This is a genomic window from Xanthomonas codiaei, from assembly GCF_002939785.1.
Classification (GTDB): Bacteria; Pseudomonadota; Gammaproteobacteria; order Xanthomonadales; family Xanthomonadaceae; genus Xanthomonas; species Xanthomonas codiaei.
In genome coordinates this window covers 35,446-58,098 of sequence record NZ_MDEC01000032.1, presented here as the reverse complement: position 1 = coordinate 58,098, position 22,653 = coordinate 35,446, and the positions used below count along the sequence as shown (strand labels likewise).

General features: G+C 65.7%; 24 protein-coding genes and 1 other RNA gene. 5 read left to right on the top strand and 20 right to left on the bottom strand.

Annotated features, from left to right (window positions below; all coding sequences use genetic code 11):
* The 10 genes from XcodCFBP4690_RS23175 to XcodCFBP4690_RS18615 form a co-directional block, all read right to left on the bottom strand.
* The coding region (locus tag XcodCFBP4690_RS23175; RefSeq protein ID WP_244183714.1) for a hypothetical protein at positions 1-188 on the bottom strand (188 nt) is incomplete at its 3' end.
* Entirely contained in the window at positions 188-1,198 is a 1,011-nt protein-coding gene (tssG, locus tag XcodCFBP4690_RS18655) for a type VI secretion system baseplate subunit TssG (RefSeq protein WP_104543311.1), read from the bottom strand. The genes XcodCFBP4690_RS23175 and tssG, both read right to left, overlap by 1 nt.
* Positions 1,162-3,039, bottom strand: a complete 1,878-nt coding sequence (gene tssF, locus XcodCFBP4690_RS18650) for a type VI secretion system baseplate subunit TssF (RefSeq protein ID WP_104543309.1) — start codon at positions 3,037-3,039, stop codon at positions 1,162-1,164. Before tssF ends, tssG begins: the two co-directional genes overlap by 37 nt.
* 3 nt (positions 3,040-3,042) lie before the next feature.
* On the bottom strand, positions 3,043-3,546 hold the full coding sequence (gene tssE, locus XcodCFBP4690_RS18645) for a type VI secretion system baseplate subunit TssE (RefSeq protein WP_104543307.1): 504 nt from the start codon (positions 3,544-3,546) through the stop codon (positions 3,043-3,045).
* Positions 3,534-4,373 (bottom strand): type VI secretion system accessory protein TagJ, encoded by an 840-nt coding sequence (locus tag XcodCFBP4690_RS18640; RefSeq protein WP_104543305.1) that lies wholly within the window; start codon positions 4,371-4,373, stop codon positions 3,534-3,536. Before XcodCFBP4690_RS18640 ends, tssE begins: the two co-directional genes overlap by 13 nt.
* Positions 4,374-4,402: 29 nt before the next feature.
* Positions 4,403-4,906, bottom strand: a complete 504-nt coding sequence (locus tag XcodCFBP4690_RS18635) for an Hcp family type VI secretion system effector (RefSeq protein WP_104543303.1) — start codon at positions 4,904-4,906, stop codon at positions 4,403-4,405.
* A 101-nt stretch (positions 4,907-5,007) separates the two neighbouring features.
* Positions 5,008-6,513 (bottom strand): type VI secretion system contractile sheath large subunit, encoded by a 1,506-nt coding sequence (gene tssC / locus XcodCFBP4690_RS18630; RefSeq protein WP_104543301.1) that lies wholly within the window; start codon positions 6,511-6,513, stop codon positions 5,008-5,010.
* Positions 6,514-6,520: 7 nt separating this feature from the next.
* Positions 6,521-7,027, bottom strand: a complete 507-nt coding sequence (tssB, locus tag XcodCFBP4690_RS18625; protein ID WP_104543323.1) for a type VI secretion system contractile sheath small subunit — start codon at positions 7,025-7,027, stop codon at positions 6,521-6,523.
* A 437-nt stretch (positions 7,028-7,464) separates the two neighbouring features.
* Positions 7,465-8,145 (bottom strand): substrate-binding domain-containing protein, encoded by a 681-nt coding sequence (locus XcodCFBP4690_RS18620; RefSeq protein ID WP_104543299.1) that lies wholly within the window; start codon positions 8,143-8,145, stop codon positions 7,465-7,467.
* Between the two features lie 33 nt (positions 8,146-8,178).
* Positions 8,179-8,502, bottom strand: coding sequence for a LacI family DNA-binding transcriptional regulator (locus XcodCFBP4690_RS18615; protein WP_279628115.1), 324 nt, complete (start codon positions 8,500-8,502; stop codon positions 8,179-8,181).
* A 152-nt stretch (positions 8,503-8,654) separates the two neighbouring features.
* Between XcodCFBP4690_RS18615 and XcodCFBP4690_RS18610 the strand changes: the two genes are divergently transcribed.
* The 4 genes from XcodCFBP4690_RS18610 (at position 8,655) to XcodCFBP4690_RS18595 (ending at position 12,796) form a co-directional block, all read left to right on the top strand.
* The gene (locus XcodCFBP4690_RS18610; RefSeq protein ID WP_104543295.1) at positions 8,655-9,431 is read left to right on the top strand and encodes a DeoR/GlpR family DNA-binding transcription regulator; all 777 of its coding nucleotides are present in this window, start codon (positions 8,655-8,657) and stop codon (positions 9,429-9,431) included.
* Between the two features lie 29 nt (positions 9,432-9,460).
* The gene (locus XcodCFBP4690_RS18605; RefSeq protein WP_104543293.1) at positions 9,461-10,600 is read left to right on the top strand and encodes an MFS transporter; all 1,140 of its coding nucleotides are present in this window, start codon (positions 9,461-9,463) and stop codon (positions 10,598-10,600) included.
* A gap of 10 nt (positions 10,601-10,610) precedes the next feature.
* Positions 10,611-11,399 (top strand): histidinol-phosphatase, encoded by a 789-nt coding sequence (gene hisN, locus XcodCFBP4690_RS18600; protein ID WP_104543291.1) that lies wholly within the window; start codon positions 10,611-10,613, stop codon positions 11,397-11,399.
* Between the two features lie 272 nt (positions 11,400-11,671).
* The gene (locus XcodCFBP4690_RS18595) at positions 11,672-12,796 is read left to right on the top strand and encodes an acyltransferase family protein (protein WP_104543289.1); all 1,125 of its coding nucleotides are present in this window, start codon (positions 11,672-11,674) and stop codon (positions 12,794-12,796) included.
* 148 nt (positions 12,797-12,944) lie between these two features.
* Here XcodCFBP4690_RS18595 and XcodCFBP4690_RS18590 read toward each other — a convergent pair whose 3' ends face one another.
* Positions 12,945-13,775, bottom strand: a complete 831-nt coding sequence (locus XcodCFBP4690_RS18590; RefSeq protein WP_104543287.1) for an AraC family transcriptional regulator — start codon at positions 13,773-13,775, stop codon at positions 12,945-12,947.
* 111 nt (positions 13,776-13,886) lie between these two features.
* On the opposite strand from XcodCFBP4690_RS18590, the gene XcodCFBP4690_RS18585 reads away from it, so the two are divergent.
* Positions 13,887-14,912, top strand: a complete 1,026-nt coding sequence (locus tag XcodCFBP4690_RS18585) for an alpha/beta hydrolase (RefSeq protein ID WP_146091964.1) — start codon at positions 13,887-13,889, stop codon at positions 14,910-14,912.
* Between the two features lie 264 nt (positions 14,913-15,176).
* On the opposite strand, the gene XcodCFBP4690_RS18580 is transcribed toward XcodCFBP4690_RS18585, so the two are convergent.
* The 9 genes from XcodCFBP4690_RS18580 to XcodCFBP4690_RS18540 form a co-directional block, all read right to left on the bottom strand.
* Positions 15,177-15,620 (bottom strand): Rid family hydrolase, encoded by a 444-nt coding sequence (locus tag XcodCFBP4690_RS18580; protein ID WP_104543285.1) that lies wholly within the window; start codon positions 15,618-15,620, stop codon positions 15,177-15,179.
* A gap of 158 nt (positions 15,621-15,778) precedes the next feature.
* Positions 15,779-15,854: non-coding RNA, sX9 sRNA (locus XcodCFBP4690_RS18575), on the bottom strand.
* A gap of 171 nt (positions 15,855-16,025) precedes the next feature.
* Positions 16,026-16,829, bottom strand: coding sequence for an SDR family NAD(P)-dependent oxidoreductase (locus tag XcodCFBP4690_RS18570; RefSeq protein ID WP_104543319.1), 804 nt, complete (start codon positions 16,827-16,829; stop codon positions 16,026-16,028).
* Positions 16,830-16,872: 43 nt separating this feature from the next.
* Positions 16,873-18,414, bottom strand: coding sequence for a GMC family oxidoreductase (locus XcodCFBP4690_RS18565; RefSeq protein ID WP_104543283.1), 1,542 nt, complete (start codon positions 18,412-18,414; stop codon positions 16,873-16,875).
* Entirely contained in the window at positions 18,411-19,772 is a 1,362-nt protein-coding gene (locus XcodCFBP4690_RS18560; protein WP_104543281.1) for an alpha/beta hydrolase, read from the bottom strand. The genes XcodCFBP4690_RS18565 and XcodCFBP4690_RS18560 overlap by 4 nt, the downstream gene beginning before the upstream one ends.
* A 265-nt stretch (positions 19,773-20,037) precedes the next feature.
* On the bottom strand, positions 20,038-20,706 hold the full coding sequence (locus tag XcodCFBP4690_RS18555) for a glycosyltransferase family 2 protein (protein WP_104543279.1): 669 nt from the start codon (positions 20,704-20,706) through the stop codon (positions 20,038-20,040).
* On the bottom strand, positions 20,703-21,305 hold the full coding sequence (locus tag XcodCFBP4690_RS18550; protein WP_104543277.1) for a class I SAM-dependent DNA methyltransferase: 603 nt from the start codon (positions 21,303-21,305) through the stop codon (positions 20,703-20,705). Before XcodCFBP4690_RS18550 ends, XcodCFBP4690_RS18555 begins: the two co-directional genes overlap by 4 nt.
* On the bottom strand, positions 21,302-22,060 hold the full coding sequence (locus XcodCFBP4690_RS18545) for a PIG-L deacetylase family protein (protein ID WP_104543275.1): 759 nt from the start codon (positions 22,058-22,060) through the stop codon (positions 21,302-21,304). Before XcodCFBP4690_RS18545 ends, XcodCFBP4690_RS18550 begins: the two co-directional genes overlap by 4 nt.
* A complete protein-coding gene (locus XcodCFBP4690_RS18540; RefSeq protein WP_104543317.1) occupies positions 22,048-22,566 on the bottom strand; it encodes an acyl-CoA dehydrogenase family protein in 519 nt (172 codons plus the stop codon). The genes XcodCFBP4690_RS18545 and XcodCFBP4690_RS18540 overlap by 13 nt, the downstream gene beginning before the upstream one ends.
* Positions 22,567-22,653: the final 87 nt, after the last annotated feature.

Genomic DNA, 22,653 nt, shown 5'->3' with positions numbered 1-22,653 from the left:
GAGTCCTGCAGCTGCAGCAACTGATGCAGCCAGTGCACCAGCTCCACGTACGGGTTGCCGCGCAGCTTGCAGAACACGGTGGCGCTTTCGATGCCGCGATACGCCAGCGGGTTGAGCTTGCCGAACAGGGCGGCGCGACTGATGTCTGCCATGAAAACTCCAGAAAAAGTGGAAACGCAGGGGTGGATCAGGTCGGCGCAAGCACGAGTTGGTCGGCGTCGCGCGGGTGGCGGTAGTGGCCAAGCCAGAGCGACAAGCCGATGCGCTGGCCCTGCCCCATCACTGGCATGGGTACGTCTTCGCGCGCCAGCACCAGCTGCAGATCCCAGGCCTGCTCGTCGCCGACATAGCCGCGCACGGTGGCGGTGAGCACTTCCAGCGCGTCGCCTCCGGGCAGGAATTGGCGATAGCGCGCGATGTCCAGTGGGCCGATGCGCAGGCGGAAGCGATGCTGCGCATTGCGTGCCAGCGCCCCCAGCGTGGCTTCCTGGCCCAGGCGCGCAGCGGCACGGCCCATGCGCAGGCGCCCTTCTTCGGGCAGCGGCAGCCAATTGGCGACGAACTCCTGCACCTGCAGCGGAACGTCGAACACGCCGACCAGCACCGCACGCAAGCCTTCGGCATTGCGCGCCTGGGCGACGAGCCGGCCGGCGAAGTGGCGGCGTGCGGCGAGTGGCATCGCATCGCGGCCGCGCAACGCCGGCTGGTCCACACCGGTCAGCGCATCCAGCCGCGCGCCGAAGCGGTCCTCGCCCGGCCTGTCCATCTGCACCGTGGGACGCGCGTCGGCCCAAGCGCGATACCACAGCGCGAGCATGCGATGGTGGAAGATGTCGGCGAACGCGGCGAAGGTGGGGTCGCCGGCGCCTTCGCGTTCGATGGCGTGTTCGGTCAGGTGCAGCGGCAGCGCGCCATGCGGACCGAACAGGCCCAGCGCCAACGTGCGTAGCGTGGGCGGGCGGCCGTCGGCAGCGACCTGCAGGCTGTCGATGTCGCGTGGGGGAAATTCCAGCGACGCCCGCTGGCCCAGCCGCACGGCTTCCTCGAGCGGACGCGCCGCCTGCCCCAGCCGCGGCTGCGCCGGATGCGCGCATTCCAGCCGCCGCAACGCCTCGAATAATTCAAAGGCCTGCGGTTGCGTGTCCAGCTGCGCCAGCAGCGCTACAGCGTCGGTCGATTGCCGAGATGGGCTGGCCATCGGGCGACCTCGTTGCGTTCTTGCGTGCACAGCACGGTTTCGGTGAAGGAGTTCAACGATGCCTGGCGCGCGAACACATGCCGCAGCACCGAGGCGAGCAGGTAAACACCCTGCCCTTCGAAGGCGGCATCGTCGCAGGTCAGGGTGATCTCCAGCCCACGGCCGTAGGTGGCCGGGCCGGGCACGGGAATGCGCCGCACGATCGGTCGCGAGGCGATGTGGCGCACGCCTTCCACCTGTCGGCGCGCCGCGGCATCGTGCGGGTCGTGATACAGCGTGAGCATCTCACGCAATGCTGTGGCGCCATCGTCGCCGGCGTCCAGCAGCGAGAGATAGTTCAACTGCAGGTGGCTGATCAGGCGCCAACGGGTGTCGCCGGCGGTCACGCCCGAGCGCGGCCGCGTGGGACCGGCCACGCAGCGCACCGAGGCTACCGGCCCGCCCTCGTCGAGCACGAAATCGGTACTGGATTTGCCCACCGGCATGTGCAGCGGCAGGTCGCGGTTGCTGCACCACAGCTGCATGCCCAGCTGCCGCAGCTGGTGCGGGTACGGCGCCTGCTCGCCATCGACCAGCGACAGGAACACCTCGCTGCCGACATAGCTCGAGCGCGGCCCGGTGCGGCGCTGCCCGCTGGACAGTTGCCGCGGCTGCCGGCGCAGCGCGTAGAAGGCCGAGCGCCGCTCATGCCAGCTGCGCGGCTGCGCACCATAGAACGGCTCGAAGCGTTGCATCGGTGCGTTGCTGTCGCCAAAGCCTTCGACCTGTTCCACACCATGGATTTCGAAATCCATCGGCCGCGTCCGGTCGGCCAGCACGTGATGCTCGGACATGCCGGGCTGCAGGTGGATGCGATCGCCGCGCCTGGGAAACAGGTTGATGGCCGGCGTACAGTGCAGGCGGAAATTGCTCGCATCCACTGCGTTATCGAGCCGCTCCACCGCGCGATCGAACCACACCAGGATCTCGAACTCGGTACACGCCGCGCGTGGCAGCACCTGCGCCAGGCCGTCGAAGGCGGCAAACATGAAGCGCTCCGGGCAGGCGAAGTACTCCTGCAGCAGCCGATAGCCGCTGAAGGAGCGCTCGCTGCGTGGCAGCAGTGCCTGCTCGTCGTCGAAGCCCTGCGGCTGCAGATGTTCGGGGCCGAACGCGCGGCTGAGCGGTTGGCCCTCTGCAGAGCGCGCGCGCACCATAAATCCCAGCGTATTGGCATGCAGTTGTTCGTAGAGATTTCCGGCCAGGCCATCGGCACCGGTGATGAACAGCGGCAAGCTGTCCAGCGCCAGCATGTCCAGGCGTAGCCCGGCATGCACGTTGAACACCAGCCGCAGCCCCGCCTTGGCCCGCGGCTCGACCGGCACGCCGAGCGCGGCCAGCGCTGCCGGTGAGGCCAGGTAGCTGGCAGCGACCAGGCGCAGCGGCCACAGCGTCACCGGGTGCGCGGTACGGTATTCGCAGGCGGTGCGGTCGCCGTGCCCGATCAGCGAGCGCAGAGCGCTGCCCCATGGCACCAGATGCCCGGCGGGGCCGATGTCTTCGCCCTGCTCCGGTTGCAGCTCCACCACCGCCATCGACGGCACCGGCGACAGGAAGTGCGGATACAGCATTTCCATCAGGTGCTGCGCGAACACCGGCTGCTGCGCCTCCAGCTCGAGTTGCACCCGCGCGGACAGAAACGCAAAGCCTTCCAGCAGGCGTTCCACATATGGGTCGGCGCAATCGATGCCGCTCATCCCCAAGCGCCCCGCTACTTTCGGATACGCCTGCGCGAACTCCGCGCCCATCTCGCGCACGTGCTGCAATTCGCGGTTGTAGTGATGCAGCAGGCGCGGGTCCATGGCTCAGTGCGCTCCGGGCAGCAGGTTGAAGCGACCGGTTTCCAGGTCCAGATCGGTGCGCAGATACAGGGCCAGCGGCAGCGGCTGCGCCCACAGTTCGGAATCGATGACGAACGACAGCGACAGGCGGTCCATGCGCCCGGTGTCCACCTTCGCAGTGACCTGCAGGCTGGCCGCAGCCAGGCGTGGCTCGAACGCCACGATGGCGGCATGGATGCGGTGTTGCAGTTCGATCACGTCCAGACCGACCAGACGCGTGCCGGCCAGGTCGGGGATGCCGTAGTTGAGGACCGAGTTGGCAACCTGCGGATAGTCCTGCAGCGCGTCCTCGTGCCAGTGGCGGGTGCAGTTGAGCAACCAGGCCAGGTCGCGCATGACGCAGTCGCGCAATTGGGCCGGGCCGATCGCACGTGCATCGCGGCTTTCCACCAACTCATGGCGGCGATCGTCGATCAAGCGATCCAGCAGCGAGGGCTGCAGCCGCTCCTGTTGGGTCAGTTCGGCCATGGCGTGCCCACCACGGCGGTGTCGAAGGCGACATGGCGGATGTCGAGCATGGGATAGTCGTCCTCGCTGCCAGCCAACAGACGCTGCCCCATGCCGCGCGCAGAGAGATCATCGCCCTCCCAGGCGGTGCGCTGGCCGAGCCGGATCGCACCGTCCTGGCTATGCGGGCTATCGGGGTAACGGCACGGCACCACGCCACGCGCGTGCATGCCGCTTTGCCATTGGATCTCCACCGGTTGCCACAGCAGGTCGCGCAAGCTGGTGGGGACCTCGAAACGCAGGCTGCGCAACTGTGCGAACGGCACCCACGCATACCCCGCTTCCAGAATGACCTCCAGACAGGGGCCAAACCGCGGATCTGCATCGCCCAGCCAGTCGAATCGCTGGCCATCGATAATGCCAGCGACGGTATCGGCCTGCGCCATTGCCAGCGCACGCCGTTGCGCCGCCTGCACTGCTTCGCCTGCGCGGTCGTGTTGCAAGGCCTGCAGCAGATCGTGCTGCCACTGCGGCACCTGGCCGGGCATCAGTGGCAGCACCCGTCCCGCCACGACCTGCTCGCGTTGCAGCTCGGCATCGATGATGCGCGCATACGCGCTCGCCACACCGCCCAACTCCGGATCCAGCTCGGCAGCCAGGCACAGTTGCTGCCGTGCCCGTTGCCAGTCTCCGGCCACTGCCAGCAACTGGAACAAGCCGATGCGGCCGGCCGCATCGCCCGGACACTGCCGCACCCAGTCCTTGGCGATGGCCAGGGACTGTTCGGGATTGCCCGCCTTGAGCAGGCGGGCGCAATCGTGTTCGGGGTGGACGGTGGACGTCGGCATGGGCGCTCCAGTCGGTGGATGCGTGAGGCTCAGGACTTCTTCACTTCCTGCATGTTGAAGGTGAAGTCCTTGGTGCCGCCCTGCTTCTTGCCCTTGTCGTCCTGCGGCTGGAACGAGTACTTGAACTTGCCGAAATGCAAGGTCACATTCTCGGTCAGGCGGTCTTCGCCGCCACTGCCGCCAGTGGAGACGGACGTGATCATCACGCCCTCGCTGAGTTCGACCGTGACGTAGTCGGTCTGCTCGCCGGTGGCATTGGTGACGTACAGCGTGGCCGAATCCACGCGCGCACCGGTGCAGCAGGCGTTGAGCAAGGCGTTGGAGCAACTGTCGACGTACTTGGTGATGGAAATGTCCTGCACGTTGGCCTTGCCGCCGGCCGCATAACCGGCGCCGGTATGCAGATTGCCGGTGTTGCTGGCGCCCCAGGACCAGGCAATGATCGGCACTTGATCTTTGTGCTTGGAATGGTTGGACGCGCCCTTGATCTCGACGTCGCCGGAGCCGAATTTGAGATGCATATCGAAAGCCATGGAACTTCTCCAGTGGTGGGTAGTGCGGTAAGGGAGGCCGTTCCCGCAGCCAGGCCGGCCGCAGGTCGGGGCATTACGTGGATGCGAGGGCTGCGCCGCGCTCAGGCGGCCTGTGCAGAGGGCAGTCGCGAGACCAGGCGCAACGACACCGTCAGGCCTTCCAGCTGGTAATGCGGGCGCAGGTAGAACTTGGAGGTGTAGTAGCCGGGATTGCCCTCGACCTCTTCCACCACCACTTCTGCGGCGGCCAGTGGCTTGCGCGCCTTGGTTTCCTCGCTGGAGTTGGCCGGGTCGCCGTCGACGTAGTTCATCACCCAATCGGTCAGCCAGCTCTGCATCTGCTGGCGCGTACTGAACGAGCCGATCTTGTCGCGCACGATGCACTTCAGGTAATGGGCGAAGCGGCAGCACGCGAACATGTACGGCAGGCGCGCGCTCAACGCTGCATTGGCGGTGGCATCCGGGTCGTCGTATTCCTCCGGCTTACCCAGCGACTGGGCGCCGATGAAGGCCGCCATGTCGGTGTTCTTGCGATGCACCAGCGGCATCAGGCCCATCTTGTCGAGTTCGGCCGAACGACGGTCGGTGATCGCGACCTCGGTCGGGCACTTCATGTCCACACCGCCATCGTCGGCCGGGAAGGTATGCGTCGGCAGGCCCTCCACCGCCCCACCCGATTCCACGCCGCGAATGCGCGTGCACCAGCCGTACTGCTTGAACGAGCGGTTGATGTTGACCGCCATCGCGTAGGCCGCGTTCTGCCAGGTGTAGTGCGACGAATCGGCACCCTGGGTGTCTTCCTCGAAATCGAACGCTTCCACCGGATCGGTCTTGGCACCGTAAGGCAAGCGTGCCAGCGTGCGCGGCATGGTCAGCGCCAGGTACTTGGCATCTTCGCTTTGGCGCAACGAGCGCCAGGCCGCATAGTCGGGGGTGGAGAAGATCTTGGCCAGGTCGCGCGGATTGGACAGTTCGCTCCAGCTTTCCATGCCCATCAGGCTGGGGCCCGCCGCCGCGATGAATGGCGCATGCGAAGCGGCGGCAATCTGGCTGATGCCGCGCAGGGTATCGACATCCTGCGGGCTATGGTCGAAGTGGTAATCGCCGATCAGGCAGCCATAGGGCTCGCCGCCGAGTTGCCCGTATTCGGCCTCGTAGACCTTCTTGAACACCGGGCTCTGGTCCCAGGCGGTGCCCTTGAAGCGCTTGAGGTTCTTGGCGAGTTCCTTCTTGGACACGTTGAGCACGCGAATCTTCAACTGCGTGTCCGACTCGGTATTGCTGACTAGGTAATGCAGGCCGCGCCACGCGCCCTCCAGCGCCTGGAACTGCGGCGCGTGCAGGATCAGGTTGAGCTGCTCGGTGAGCTTGCGGTCGATCTCGGCCACATAGGCATTGATCGTCTGCGCCAGGTCGTCGCTGATGATGTCACTGCGCTCCAGCACCTGCTCGGCCAGCGTGAGCACGGCACGCCGCACCTCTTCGCCGGCACGCTCACTGCGCGGGCGGAATTCGCGGCTCAGCAGGGCGGCAAAATCGTCGGCCTGCGAGAGTTCGGTCTGGCCGTCGGCCTGGTCGGTAACGGCGGCGGAATTGGAAGTGGCCATGGCAGCGTTACTCGTCGGTCGACTTGGGGGCTGCGATCAGCGAGCGCAGCAATGCGGGATCCTTGATCGCATCGGCGATCAAGCGCTCGGCACCGGCCTTGCCGTCCAGGTAGGTACCCAGGTTGGCGAGCTGGGTGCGTGCCTCCAGCAGCTCGGCCAGCGGTGCCACCTTCTTCACCACTGCCGTGGGCGAGAAGTCGTCCAGGCTGTCGAAGGTAATGTCCACCGGCAATGCGCCGGTTCCGGTGAGGGTATTGGGAACGGTCAACGCCACCCGCGGCTGCATGGCACGCAGCCGGCTGTCGAAGTTGTCGACATCGATCTCCACCGCCTCGCGTGATTCCAGCGCAGGCAGGTTCCCGGTATTGGCGCCGGACAGACCCGACAGCACCCCCATGACGAAGGGAACCTGCACCTTCTTCTGCGAGCCGTAGATCTCGACGTCGTATTCGATCTGCACGCGTGGCGCGCGATTCCGGGCAATGAACTTCTGACTGCTGCTGCGAACGGACATGCCGCCTCCGATGGTCTGCGTGATGGCTCGGCACTGCGGCTGCAGCGGCCGGGTGGCGAAGGGAAGTCCCTTGCACTGGAAACGCATCGTGCGTGCCGGCTGCTGCGGGGTGAAATCGAATGCCTGCATGGCAGGTATGGGCACGACTGATGGCAACGGCTTCAGCGAGCGACGCACGGCAACCTGAAAGTAGTGCTGCCGCTTGCGTGCGCACTTCACAACGCGGCTTGCGCAGGTCTTGTAGGGGACAATGGTGATGCGTGTGGACCTAACGCAACCGGCCCGCGCGTGAGACAAGCGCCGTCGCCCCAGAATGTACACAGGCCGCCGGAGTGCGCGGACTGCACGTGCTGGCCTCGATACTTTTGCTGGCCGGCACGTGCACTACGCGAAACGCGTCATGACACGCGGCAGATTGATTGCCATCCTGTCCAGCCTCATGGTGGGCCGGAAGAGGTGCGTATCAAAAGCTCGTGTGACAGGATCAGTTCCCCGGAGGGCAAGCCAGCGTGTCCGAGCAGGCAGGCGACGATTGATGTGATGGCGGCATCGGCCATCCGCGCCATGGGCTGTGCTGCGACAGTCAGCGGTGGCCATGCCTTCCTGGACGCGGCAGTGTCGTCGAACGCGGCGATGGCAAGGTCCACTGGAATTCGCAGCCCCGACTGCTGCGCGATCCACAGGACGCCCAGCGCCATGTCGTCATTGCTTGCCAGCACCGCCGTGGGCCGCGACCGTAGCGCAAGCAGCGCCTCGGCGGCCTCGCATCCGGACTGGAAGGAAAACCGGCCACCCCGGACAAACGCGGGGGGCACGCCCAACTCATGCCGATTCATCGCTTCTTGGAAGCCGAGCAACCGCGCATGGCTGTCGCCATGGTCCAACGGTCCGGCGATGAAGGCGATCTGCTTGTGGCCGCGCTGGATCAGGTGACTTGTCAACTGATCGGCGGCGAGTCGGTTGTCGATCCGGACGGTCTGCATGCCTGCCAGGGGCGCTGCGCCGGCGATCGCCACAGCCGGAACACCAAGACGTTGGAAGTAGTCCGATTCCGCGAGCAGTTCCGCGTACGGAGGAACCAGCAGCAGGCCTTCGGCACCGGCCTCTATCGCCTCCATGACCAATTGCTCGGCATGGTCGATGTTCGGCGCTCACCCCTCCCTGACCACAAGGTGCGCGCCGATCGACGTGGCGCTGGAGAGCGTGTTGAGCAGAACTTCGCTCAGAAACGGCGATCGGATATCCGAATAAAGAAGTCCGAGCCGGGTACGTGCAGCGCCAGCCATGCGGCGAGCTGCAGCATTGGGCACATAGCCGGTCAGCCTGATTGCCTCCTTGACCCGCTCACGCGTTTGGGAGCTTATATTTCCGCGGCCATTGATCACATTGGAGACCGTCATCGTGGAGACTCCCACCCGCTCGGCGACTGTTTGAAGCGTGATGGGTGGACGAGCGCCAGGACGTCGAATGGGCACTGCGAGACCTCATTAGTGATGTTTCCTCGCCACCGAACGCAACGGTCCGAGCGAACGGTAGCAGGCATTTGGAGCGGGCCAGAGCATGCGCGTTAATGCAGCATTGTGCACGATAGTGCATGATGTTGCACATTCTTGATCCGTGATGCTTTATGAGCGACGACAATCGTTTTCCCGCAGAGCGCGCCCAGTCCGTACTGGCACTGCTTCGCGAACAGGGCCGGGTTTCTTCCAGCGATCTGGCAACGCGCTTTGGCGTCTCCGAAGACTCCGTCCGTCGTGATCTGCGCGAACTTGCCAGCCAGGGCCTCTGCAAACGCGTCTATGGCGGAGCAGTCAGAGCGGCAGTCGAGGTGGCCAGCTTCGAGGATCGCGCGCAGCAGAGCATTGCGGGCAAGTCAGACCTGGCGTCTGCCATTTGCGCGCTACTGCAGCCTGGGCAGAGCGTGTTTCTCGATGCAGGTACGACCAATCTGCTTACCGCCCAGCGCCTGCCCGAACACCAGAACCTGACCATCGTCACTAATTCCCCCCAGATCGCCATCGCCGCCGGCCAGCGCCGTGGAGTCCGCGTCCAGCTGATCGGCGGCCTCTTCGCTCCCAATGCGGGCGGAATACTCGGTGCTGAGGCGTTGTCGCAGTTGCAACGCCTGCGCATGGATGTCTGCGTCCCCGGTGCGTGCGCACTGGATTCAACGACCGGTGTCTGGGCCACGGATGTCGAGGAAGCGGCACTGAAGCGGCTGGTGGTCGCCAACAGCTCACGCGTCGTCGTGGCCGCCTCGGCCGAGAAGGTGGGCACGGAAGCCAACCACCATGTGGCGGCGTTGGCCGAAATCGATGATCTGGTGGTCACAGCGGGCGTCTCCGACACCCATCTTCACGCCTTTGCCAATGCAGGCATCGCCGTCCATCGCTTGCCGCGCTGACTCTTTCCCACTTCATCAACGGTTACCCCATGTCCCCGATATTCACCTCCAGCGCCCGAGCGCAGCAGTACGCCACCCGCGCTGCTTTCTTCATCCCAGGATTCGCCACGGCGATCTGGGCGGTCCTGGTGCCATTCGCCAAGACCCGAACCGGTGTGGAGGACGGTGTCCTCGGCTTGATCCTGCTGTGCCTGGGAGCAGGCTCGCTCATTGCCATGCCCGTCTCCGGCGCGCTGGCCGCTCGCTTCGGCTGCCGCAGCGTGATGATTGCAACGACCGCGATCATCTGCGTCAGCCTTCCGTTGCTGGCCTTGACCAGCAATGCCTGGCTGCTCTGTGGCGCACTGTTCGTCTTCGGCGCCGGTGTGGGCGCGATGGATTGCACCATGAACATGCAGGCTGTTGCGGTGGAGCGCGAGGCCGATCGGGCGATGATGTCCGGCTTCCATGCCTTCTTCAGCATCGGCGGATTCCTCGGCGCCGCTGCCATGACCGGGCTGCTGTCGGCACAGGTCGGCCCGATGGCGGCGTCGTTGACGGGCATCGCCGCGATGGCGACGATCGCGATGGTGTCGCTCAAGCACTGGCGCAGCGAAGCACTGCATCAGGATGGCCCACTGCTCGCCTGGCCCAAGGGGATCGTGCTGTTCCTGGGCATCCTGGCGTTCGTCGTGTTCCTGGCAGAAGGTGCGATGCTGGACTGGAGCGCGGTGTTCCTGGCCGATGTGCGCGAGGTCAAGCCGACCATGGCAGGCCTGGGGTATGTGACCTTCGCGCTGACCATGACGGTGACCAGGCTGTTCGGCGATTCGGTGGTCGAATCGCTCGGACGCATTCGCTCCATCGTGGTGGGTGCTTTACTGGCGAGCCTTGGCTTCGCGGTCCTGACCTGGGTGACACCGTGGCAGGCTTCGCTGACCGGCTATGTCCTGCTCGGCTTGGGCTGCGCGAACATCGTGCCGGCCCTGTTCTCCCTGGCCGGCAAGCAGCAGCGCATGCCGGAGAGCATCGCGATCACCGCGGTCACCACGCTGGGCTACGCCGGCGTCCTGGCCGGGCCCGCACTGATCGGTTTTGCGGCCCATGGCATCGGCCTGATCGGTGCGTTCATGGGGGTGGCTGTGCTGCTGATCGGCGTTGCCGTGTCCACGCGCTGGCTCAAGGTCTGAGGAGGCAGTCATGCATACCCATCGAGTCGAAGATCCGGATACCGAGTTCCTGCACCAGCTCGCAGACCTTGCGGATGCGCAGACGCTTCCGCGGTTCCGCAGGCCAATCGGTGTGGACACCAAGTACAAGGAAGGCGACCCGTTCGACCCCGTCACCGACGCCGATCGCAGCGCCGAAGCGGCCATGCGTACCCTGATCAGGGAGCGCTTCCCCGAGCATGCCATCCTCGGAGAAGAGTATGGTGCCGAAGGCGAAAACGACTACTGCTGGGTACTGGATCCGATCGACGGGACCAAGCCCTATCTCTGCGGCATCCCGGTCTGGGGATCGCTTATCGGCCTGACGCAACGGGGCGTGGCGGTGCGCGGCATGATGAGCCAGCCGTTCACCGGCGAGCGGTTCTGGGCCGACGCCGATGCCGCCTGGCACAGGCGCGGATCAGCCGTCGAGCGTCTCCACACGCAGCAGGTTGCGCTGAGCGAAGCAATCTTGCACACCACCAGTCCGCAGGGCTACCACGGCGCGCTTGCAGAGGGATTCGAACGGCTCAAGAGCCAGGTCCGCATGACGCGATATGGCGGAGAGTGCTACGCCATGGTCATGGTTGCCGCAGGCCACATCGACATCGCGCTGGAACCTTCGTTGCAGCCTTACGACATCGTGGCGCTCATTCCCATCATCGAAAAGGCTGGTGGGGTGGTCACGCGTGTGGATGGTGGCCGGCCCGAAGTGGGAGGCCCGGTGCTGATATCCGGTAGCGCGCGATTGCACGAACTGGCACTGGGGATGCTGAGGTAAGCCGATGGGAAGTGTTCAAGACGTGTGTGTTGCTTAACGCGCATGCCGGGCCAGCCAGCGAGAGACGGCGCCCGCTCGGCCTCCAACGCGCAGGGCGTTGTGAGAGCGCCAGCGCACGGTGGTTTGCAGCGCATCGACGCGTGGCTGCAAGCCAGCGTTGGTCGCTCGTGCAGCGCAGCCAATCCGGCCATGTCCTTGAGTTTATCGATAAACCTCCCTAGCGTGGCCCATCTCCGGCAGGACCGGGTATCCGAGGATCGCATCGAGCGCACATGAACCGACCGCACACGCAACCGCCGCTGCAACGTACGGCCGGTGGCAAGACCCATTTCGACGTTCTCGATGGCCTTCGTGGAACCGCCGCACTCCTGGTCGTGGTGTTTCATCTCCAAGGAATCGGCGTTGCGTTCGCGCACGACAAACTGATCCTTCCGCACGCGTATCTGGCGGTGGACTTCTTCTTCGCGCTCTCAGGCTTCGTGATCGGTTACGCCTACGATGATCGTTGGTCCGCCATGAGTACACGCCAGTTCTTCATGGCTCGCCTGATCCGGCTGCACCCCCTCGTGGTGGCAGGAGCCGTGCTCGGTGTATTGAGCTACCTGTTCGGTCCGTTTGCCAGTACCGCCCAAACCAGTCCGCTGCCCCTGGTTCTGGCCGCATTCGCACTCTGCCTGCTGGTGCTGCCTGCTCCGATGCTCGAGAACCGCTGGCACGATACCCACCCAATCAACGGACCGTCATGGTCGCTGCTTCAGGAATACATCGCCAACATCGCTTACGCGTTGATCCTTCGGTCCTTGTCCGTCCGCGCATTGTGCATCGTGGCGTCTGTCGCATGGGTGGCGCTGGCTGGCGGAGCGCTGGCGGCCGGATCCCTGGATATCGGCTATGGCTGGGACAACCTGTGGGGCGCGCCGCTGCGACTTGCCTATCCGTTTACTGTGGGCCTGCTCGTCTACCGGACGCACCACAAGCTCGCGCACATACGCCTGGGGCTTATCCCGTTGTCCATCATCATGACCGGATTGTTCTGTTTTCCGTCGCTTGGCGAAGTAGGCGGCGTCAAGCTCAGTGCCCTCTACGATCTGTTCTGCGTGTCGGTGATGTTCCCGACCATCCTGCTGCTCGGCATACATTCCGAACCGGCAGGATGGCGCGCGGAGATGGCGCGATGGTTCGGCCGGATCTCGTATCCGCTCTACATCACCCACTTTCCCATGGCATTCGTGTTTCTCAACTACACCGTCAGTCAAAAGCCATCGCCACCGATGGCTCTGGCAGCAGGCGTTGCGACCTTCGTGGCGATGGTGGTCTTCGCCTTGGCCATCCTGCGATACTTCGATGAGCCAGTCCGTGCACGGCTCCGCAAGCGTTGGCTGGCCGGAAAGCGTTAGTTGTCATCCGCATATGCAGTGGACCGCGCAGCGGCAAGGTGCCGGCATGCAGAACACTGCCTGCACTTGTCTAAAAAGAACTAATGCGGACTCTTACGGATAGGCACGCCGACTGGAGTTTGCGGTGCTGCATGCATCGAATACCTTGTCATGCGTGATGATTGGCGACACCGCGCCAGACCCGCGGCGATTGCCCCACCTGCGCCTTGAATGCACGCGAAAGTGCCGCCTCGCTGGCGTAGCCCACCTCGTCGGCCAGTTGCTTGAGCGGCCGGCCCTGGCGCAGGCCGCGTTGCACCAGCGCGATACGCCAGTCCTGCAGGTACTGGCCCGGGGTGCAGCCCACCGTGTCGTGAAAGCTGCGGGCAAAGGCACTGCGCGACATGCCGGCACGGGCGGCCAGCGACTCCAGCGACCAGGGCTGGGCGGGGTGTTCGTGGATGCCGACCAGGGCCAGGCGCAGCCGCGCGTCGGCCATGCCGGCCAACATGCCGCCCTTGGCGTGGCCTTGCTCCATCAGTTCGCGGATCACGTGCACCAGCACCACTTCGAAGAGCCGGTTGAGTACTGCCTGCCGCCCGCAATGCTGGGCGAAGGCTTCTTCGAACAAGGCATGCACCAGCACCGCACCGTGGCGCAGCGCCTCCAGCGGCAGGCAAATGCACGCAGGCAGTGCGCGCACCAATGGATTGGCCGCGCCGCCGCTGAAACTCAGGTGCGCGCAGGCAAAGTCGGCCCCGTGCACCGGGTCGGTGTCGAAGCGGTGCGCAAGCGCGCGCGGATACAGCAGCAAACTGGGCCGGTCGATCTGCAGGTGGCTGCCGTCGCCGTTGTGGACCACCACCGCGCCCTGACGGATCAGGTGCAGCTGGCCCCGGTCGCCACTGTCGAGCTGGTTGATGCCGCACAACGCGCCGGCATGGAAGACCTCGGCGGTCACCGAGAAATGGCTCAGCAAGGCGGCCAGACGGTCGACCATCTTGGACTCCAGGTAAAGTTTTATGGACGATTCGCGCCCTATCGTACCGCCCTGACGCACAAAGTAACTCCTGTCGCCGGCGCCCTGCCCGGCTCATCTAGGACCTGCATCATGAAGACTCCCCTCGCCCTGATTGCCACCACGCTGCTGGCGGCATCGATCGGCACCGCTGTCGCGGCCGCACCCAGCGACCAGCCGGCGCCGTTGCGCCCGGTCGCCGACTTCCTCAAGGCCCTCGACAGCGGTGGCGGTAAGCCGATCGAACAGCTGAGCCCCGAGCAGGCGCGCCAGGTGCTGATCAACGCCCAGGCCAATACCCCCCTGCCGGCGGCCGAGGTCAGCCGCAAGACCATCCAGGTCAACGGCAAGCCGCTGAACCTGGTGATCGTGCGACCGCCGCAGACCGCCGGCCAGGTGCTGCCGGCCTTCATGTTCTTCCATGGTGGCGGCTGGGTGCTGGGCGACTTCCCGACCCACGAGCGCCTGATCCGCGATCTGGTCAACGCCTCCGGCGCAGCAGCCGTGTATGTCGACTACACGCCCTCGCCGGAGGCGCGTTACCCGGTGGCGATCCATCAGGCCTATGCCGCCACGCGTTGGGTTGCCGAGCACGGCGCGGAGATCGGCGTGGATGGCCAACGCCTGGCACTGGCCGGCAACAGCGTCGGTGGCAACATGGTGGCGGCAGTGGCGCTGCAGGCCAAGGCAGCGGGCACCCCGGCGCTGCGCTACACCCTGATGCTGTGGCCGGTCACCGACGCCGCGTTCGACAATGCCTCGTACCAGCGTTACCAGAGCGGCTACTTCCTCAGCCGCAACATGATGACCTGGTTCTGGGACAACTACACCACCGACCCCAAGGCCCGCGCAGAGATCACCGCCTCGCCGCTGCGCGCGACCTCGACCCAACTGGCCGGCCTGCCGCCAACGCTGATCCAGACCGCGGAACTGGACGTGCTGCGCGACGAAGGCGAGGCCTTCGGCCGCAAGCTGGACCAGGCCGGCGTGGAGGTGACCGTGACGCGCTACAACGGGCTGATTCACGATTACGGCCTGCTCAATGCCTTGCGCGACGTCCCCGCGGTGCACGATGCCATCCACCAGGCCGGCGATGGGCTGCGCGAGCATTTGAAGTAATCGCCGCCGGTTCGGGGCTGCAGCGATCGCCTGTTGAACAGGCGGTCGCTGCGATGTGCCGAAGCAGCCTGACGACCTGGCGACATGGGCCTTGCCGCCTGGCGGATGCTGCGGCACTGCGCGATGACACGCGCCTGGTGTCATCGCATGGGTGAGCGGGGTGACGTGGCCCGCGACGAAAGATCTTCCTGTTTCGCCGCACGTTGACGGTACAGCGATCTGGCCTCGCCAGGTTCTGTAGGCGGCTTCGAATGCAGGCTGCAGTCACCCCTGCAGCTCGGCGCGGAACGCGATTTCGATCAGCTGTTCGGGAAAGGCCAGCGCCGAGACGCCAATGAGGTTGCTGGCTACCTGCGGTACGGCCTGACCGTAGGCAACGGGACGTACCTTGCCGCTCGCGGCAAACGCGGCAGGCACATCGATGACGAACAGGGTCTCTTCGACCACGTCATCGAGCGAGCTGCCCAACTCGGCCAGCAGGATCCGCGCGTTTTCGTAGGTGCGCCGCATCTGCGCTTCCATGCTGTCGAAGCTGGCGGGCTTGCCATCGGCACCGAGCGGTGCGGGGGCCACCAGGTCGCCTTGCGGGGTGTGAGAGAGCTGACCGGAGACGAAGATGGAGTTGTTGACACGCAGTGCCTGGACATAGCCATAGGCCGATTCCCACGGCACGCCGAAGCTGGCGGTCTTGCGGATGACGTTGGTCATGATGCTGCCTCGTGGTCAAAGGGCAAGCATGGCGTGCGCGGGAATGTGCGCGCCTCCCCTGATCGAGGGATGGCCCGTTGCCGACCAACCGCCCTACTCGATGGCATCTGCCGGCGACACCGCGCCGTCGCGTTACCGTCCGCAGCCAGACTTAGAGTGGCTACCAAAACGTAGCGAGCGGTCGTCAGGTGGGTGCGGACGGCGCGGAGGAACCGGAGTGTAAGGGCGGTACATGAGGATTCCGAGCACCGGCCGCGGCCGCCTGGCGGCCGCGCAGTAGTTTTGTTAGCCGCTCTTAATCTCGGCATCGCTGTTTGATGTGGTCATGGAGCGGTGCCGACAACACCGGCAACTATCGGTCGTGGACTGCTGACATGCGGCGCCACCGTGGCAGCACCGCCAGTCTCAACCAGCGATGGTAAACACCGAACCCGAATCCACGCGTACCCCGGCCCCGTTGATGAAGCTGGCGCGTTCCGAACACAGGAACGCAACCACCGAGGCCACTTCTTCCGGGCGGCCACGTCGCTTGAGCACCATGCCCGGGCGCTCCTCGTCCAGGAACGAGGAGATCGCGTCTTCGACACTGGTTCCGTTCTCCTGCGCGCGTTTTTGCATCATCTTGTCGGTCATCGGCGTTGCGATGAAGGCAGGCGACACCGTATTGACCAACACATTGTCGCCGCCATAGGCCTTGGACAGCCCCTTGGCCAGGCTGAGGATGCCGGCCTTGGAGGCGCAGTAGGCCAGCTCATCGACATACGGCTGCACCGCATCTTCGGAGGCGAACAACACGATCCGCCCCCACTGCTTGCGGCGCATGGCAGGAATGGCCTGGCGGCACATGCGCACGGCGCCCATCAGGTTGATGTCCAGCGTTTCGAGCCAGCCGGCGTCGCTGACCTCCAGGAAATCGCCGGTGGCGCCGGTGACGCCGGCCGCATTGATGTAGATGTCCGGCTCACCCAGTCGTTCGCGCACCTGCGCCCAGATGGCGGTAACGTCCTGTTCGCGCGTCACGTCGCCTTCGATGGCGATGATCTCTCCCAGGCCTGACAGCTCGGCCAGTGCCTGGTCGAGTGTGCCATCGGCAAGATCGGTGATCGCTACGCGCACGCCCGCTTCGAGCAGCTGGCGTGCGGTCTCCTTGCCCATGCCGGAGTCGCCGCCACTGATGAGGGCGATGCGCTGGTTGATTCCGAGATCCATGTCGAGCTCCTGATGGTTGAAGAACGTGGCGGTGCGCACGCTGCTAGCGCGCGAGGAAGCGTTCTGCGGTCCGCAGCCCGAGCGCCATTTGCGTCAGCGCCGGATTGGCCGCCAGTGCGCTGGGAAAGGTCGAGTTGTCGCAGAGATAGAGGTTGGGCACATCGAAGGCGCGGCCATCGGGATCGACCACGGCCTGCGCGGGATCGGTGCCCATCCGGCAGGTCCCCAGCGTGTGCGCCGAACGTGCGGCCGCGAAGACGTTGCGGGCGCCAGCGGCGTGCCAGATGGCTTGCAGCATTGCGCGGGCATGGGCATCAAGGGCCTGCTCGTTCGGCCCGTAGCTGAAATCGATACGCGCCTTGCGCTGTCCGAACGCGTCCTGCTCGTCGGACAGCGTCAGCCGGTTGCGATCCTGCGGCAGGCATTCGCCATTGATGCCGATACCGGCCAGGCGGTTGTAGCTCTGCATGGTGCCGACCAGCTCCCTGCCCCACAGGCCGGCGCCGCGTGCCAGCGTGTTGGCCAGCGTGATCGGCTGCACGCCCAGGCTCTGCACCAGGTAACCGCCGATAAAGTCGGCATCGGCCGGGCGCAGCATGTCCTCGGTCATCAGCGAAGACGGGTATCCCCGGTTCATGCGCATGTCGGCGTCGAACTCGCCCCACACCTGGGTGGCCACATGCGCCATGAAATTACGCCCCACCTGCCCGCTGGAATTGGCCAAGCCCAGGTTGAGCAACAGGCGCGGCGTCTCCACCCCGCCCGCGCACAGGAAGACGTTGCTGCACCGCTGGCGATACTCATGCCCATGCTGGCGATAGATCACTGCGGTCAGCGCACCGCGGCCATCGCGTTGCAGATCGATCACGCGGCTGTCGCTGCGCAGTTGTGCGCCATGCGCTCTGGCGAGCGGAAGCCAGGTAGTATCGACGCTGACCTTGGCGGCATTGCTGCAGCCCTGGTGACAGGCGCCGCAATTGTTGCAGGCCGCGCGCAGGCCCCAGTGCGGTTGCTGATGGGGTCGGCTGACCAGTGCCGCGGGCGCATCGGTCGCGCTGATGCCGAGTGCGCGGCAACCGCGTTCCATGGCCGCGGCCGACGCGTTGCGTTGCGGCGGTGGATACGCGTAGCTGCGTTCCGGATCCCATGGGTAATGCGCGGGACCGGAGACACCGATAAAGGCTTCGACGCGACGGATGTAGGACAGCAAGTCCTGGTGCGGGATCGGCCAGTCGGCGCCTTGCCCGGTCTGGGTCGACAGCCTGAGGTCGCGCGGGTCCGGGCGTGGGCAGAACGCGCCCCAGTGCAGGGTGGAGCCGCCAAGCCCGGATCCGGAATTGTTCGGCCCGAACGCGGTCGGCGTCTGTCCACCGCTCAGGCGCTCGTCCATCCAGTAGATGCCGGTGGTCAACTCGTCGGGGATGTGGGAGTGCGGCGCGAACGCTGCACCCGCCTCCAGCACGACCACCGAAACGCCGGCCTGCGCCAGCCGCGCCGCCAGCGGGCCGCCGCCCGCGCCGCTGCCGATCACCACTGCATCGACAACATCCTGCGTACCAGCATCCTGCGTACCAGCAGCCTTCATCGATCGGCTCCGAAGGCATGGAGCTGCCAGGGTTCCTGCCGACCCGCTGCGGTTTCTTCGTAGCCTACGCTCACGGTGCCGACGTGCCCAACGGCGAACCCGTCGTAGCCCAGCGCAGCCATCGTGGCGGGAAGGCTGGTCCAGATGCGGATGGTCTCGGCGCGCACGTCCTCGAACCAATGCGCCAGCTGCCTGGCATCCAGGCCGTGTGCCGAGGTGTCGCCGGCCGCCGCGTGCGCAATGTCCTGCAGCCATCGCTCCTGGGCAGCGACGGACTGTTCGGCAAAACCGCCGGCCAGCGCATCCAGTACCTCCAGTCCCAACGGTAACGCCAGGCGATCGGCCGGAAGATCCGCATGCCGCCAGCCATCGCCCGTGCCTGCTGCCAGCTGCACGTCGATGCGCCGCGCAATCTGCCGCGCGTCGCCTTCGCCATCGAGCACGCGTGCGACCGCGGCTGCGAGCACCTGCAGCTGGCGCGGATTCAACACCCCTTCGGCCGTGGCAGGCGGGCCCGCGTGGCGCGTGAGCAGCGTCTTGCGCATGCGCGGCATCACGCGTTCGGAATTCAGCAGGGCAATGAAGTCCTCGGGCAGGCAGTGCGGCCTGCAGCGCTGCACATGCTCAGCGATCAATCGTGCCAGTTGCTGCGGCTGCTCGTAGGGGATCAGGTGCGCGGCATCGGCCACGACGGCCAGCTGCGCCTGCGCATAGTGCGGCACATTCAAGCGCCGTTGCGCGCCTTCGCCCAGATCGCCATCCTGACCACCAGCCACGATCATTGCCGGTACGCCGATGCACGCGGCCTGCGCCGTGCAGTCTTCGCGGCTGCCGCGTGTGAGCCATGCCGTCCATGCGCTGGGCGCGGTACGCAGGACGTCGTCGATCGCCGCGTTCCTGCGCTCGTCCGGCAGCGTCGAGGCGCAGTTGGCATCCACGAACTGCGCTGCTTCATCACGCGTGGGCCGGCCGGCTTCGAACCAGGCCAGCATCGTGCGGCGCCGCGATTCCTCCATCGGTTCAGGCGCCGGCGGCGATGCGGCAACGAGTACCACGCCCGCCAGACCGGCCAGGCCTGCCACACCCTCGCGCGCGCGCGCCGCCGTCAATGTGGCGATCTTCCCGCCCATGCTGTGCCCCACCGCGAACCAGCATGCCGGTTGCCGCGCGATGACCGCAGCGCTGAACCAGTCAACCAGCGCGTGCGTATCGAAGTGCTCCAGTGGGGCCGCATCGCCGAAACCCGGGATGTCCAGGGCAATACAGTCGCACTGGTCACCGAGTTGCGCGATGACGTGGCTCCACTCGTGCCGGCTGCCTCCGAGGGCATGCAGGAAGAACAGCATTGGCTTTGCCATGTCACACCCGAGTCTGCGAGTGCGGCATGGTGCCGCAGGCTTCGTCCACACCCCGTGCAGATGAGGTCGAAAGCAGGTTTGTCGCAGGTGGCTGGTGTTTGATGCGATGGCGTTGCTGACCGACGCCATGAACGGGCGCGACTGCCTGATCGGCAGATCGCATGGCGACGTCATGGCGCTGCGGTCGGCTCGCGGATGGCAAGGAGCTACGCGATCGGCGCCGAATGTAGTCGTTGCGGCGATGGCGCTCTCTCACCAGTCGCATTCATGCAGGGACGAAAGGCAGGGCTTCCAGTTGTTTCAGAAAATCCGAGAAACCGCCGAGCGCACGCGCGTGCCTGCGGGCACTGGTCCACACCACCGAGCGTGGCGACCAGGCGATCGAGGCCTTGATCGCCTGCAAGGCGTGCACCAGCGCGACATCTTCGCTGCACGTCAATGCAGAGAATCCGCCGCATTGTTGATACAGATCGGTGCTGACGCCCAGGTTGGCGCCATGAATGCGGCCGTGGCCTTCGCCGGTTGCCTGGGTCTGCTCGAACCTTTTGCGCACCTCGTCGGAATAGTCCAGCCAGTCCTCCACTTCCACCACGCCACAGAACACACCGGTGCCTGCCCGGCGTTGTTCCAGCAACCAATCGCTGGGAACACGCGAGTCGGCATCGGTAACGGCCAACCAGTCGGCACCCAGCGCAATGGCCTGGGATGCGGCGGCGGCGCGTGCAATGCCCACGCCGCCCGGTGCTGGGACGTCGACCACGCGCGCGCCCAACCTCAGCGCCAGCTCGGCGGTGGCATCGGTGCAGCGGTCCACCGCGACAATCACCTCGACCGGCTCATCCAGCTCGGGATGCGAGGCAGCGCGGAACACCGATGCCAGGCACGCGCCCATGCACTCGGCCTCGTTATGCGCCGGGATGATGACCGCGATCACCGCAAACCCTCCTGTTGTGCCACCGACAATGGCTGGGCCGTCCACGCTTCCAGCAGAAAATCGCTGTCTTCGTAGCGATAGCTCAAGGGCGCGGTGAGCCATCGGGCGATGCAGGCATGGACTGCGATGCCGTCCTGCTGCGCCTGCTCGAACGCATGCTTCCAATGACAGGCCACCAGCAGTCCGTCCGGCGTGAGCGCCTCCTGCAGACGTACGATCAGCTCATCGAGTTCGGCGGCGGCAAGGTAGTAACCGATCTCGCTCAGTACGATCAGATCGAAGTTGCCAACCGGCCATTGCTGCGGATGGCAGGCCTGCACGATCTCGACATTGCGTCGGTCACCCACGCGCTGCCTGGCTTGCTCCACCGCGGCCGCGGACATGTCGGTTGCCAGCAGGCGCTCACAGCGGGCTGCCAGCCCGCGCGTTGCCTCGCCGTTGGAACATCCCAGTTCCCAGCCGCGTGCGAATCCCATGCGAGGCAGGGTTGCCAGCAGGATGTCGCGCTTGCGCGTTTCGTACCAACGCGTCCCATAACCGAAGGGATCCTGCTGCTGGTAGATGCTGTCGAAGTACTCGGCGTTGGCCTGGGCATTCATGGGAGATAGACCTCGAAGTCGCGCCGAAACCGGGCCAGCGCCCAGTCGGGAAGGATGGGGCTGCGCAGCGCTGGCGTGACGTGGCCGGTCTGCGTCTTGAACGCTGACATCGCCCGCATCTTTACCGCGTGAGCAGCGGGCGGAAGCGCAAGCCGCATGGCCGACGCCAGCATCTGGCTGTGGTCCGGGTTGTCCCAGTGCCATGCCCACACCGGAAACTGGATCAGCCGCGCACCGCAGTGGGTAGCGGCGTCGATGGCAGCATCCGCACATGCCTCGTGGTCGGGGTGGCCGTCGCGTGCGTATGTCACCAGCACTGCGTCGGTCGGTCGCAGCAGGGCGGAAAGTCGCCTGCCGAGCCCTTCGACGCCCGCGCGGACCTGCCCATCTCCCGCGTCCAGCCGCAGCACATTGGAGGGATCGATCCCCAGGCATGCCAGCGCATGGCGCAATTCGTCGCGACGCGCAGCGGCAAGGCGTGCCGGCGGCCAGGCGTCTTCCTGCGGATAGGCCGCTTCGCCGTCGGTGACGGAAACGATCAGCGCCTGTCGCCCCGAAGCGGCCGCCATGGCAAGCAGCCCGCCACAGCCCAGCACTTCGTCGTCCGGATGCGGAGAGACAACTACCACACGCGTGGCGTCGCCAAGGAGTTGATCGATGCTGGTGACGGGCAACTCGATCAATTGGCGCGATGCAGTCCAGCGCGCCTCGGGCACACCCTGCCCTTGGATGGGCTCGCCTCTCACAGCAGCCATGGGTTGCCCTCGCGCGAATGCAGTTGTTCGCCCAGCCATTGCTCGTCCTTCTCGCCATGGGATTGGCGGATAAACGCGGCTAGGTCTGCGCATCGTTGCGCATGTTCGGCGTCGCAGCACAGCGAGGCCGGCCCCAACGCCAATGCGGCACGTTCGATCACGTCCCGGCAAATGCGGTCCATCAGGCTGCGTAGCCGGACGACAGCGAGTTGGTGGCTGTCGCTGGGCGCGTCGTCGATCGCATCGGCCAGGTCCTGCAGCATCAGCCGTGCCGCTGTCAGCTGTTCGTCGATGGCACCGAGGTGCGCTGCAGAAAACGGGTTGCTCGCCACCCTTGGCGAGCGACGGACCTGCTCGGCGATGGCCGTGGCGGCGCCATACCAGCAGGCGGCGATGCCTGCGCCACCATGCCAGAATCCCGGCCGCTGCAGATAGAACGCCGGTTCGCCCAACAAGACTGCAGGAGCACGCGTGAAGTGGCCGCTACCGGTTGCAATTCCGGCCATGCCCGGGCCGTGCCACTGGCTTGCATCGAGGTCGAAATGCCCCCGTGCCAACGTCACTGCTGCAAGCGGGTGCTGCTGGCCGCTGCG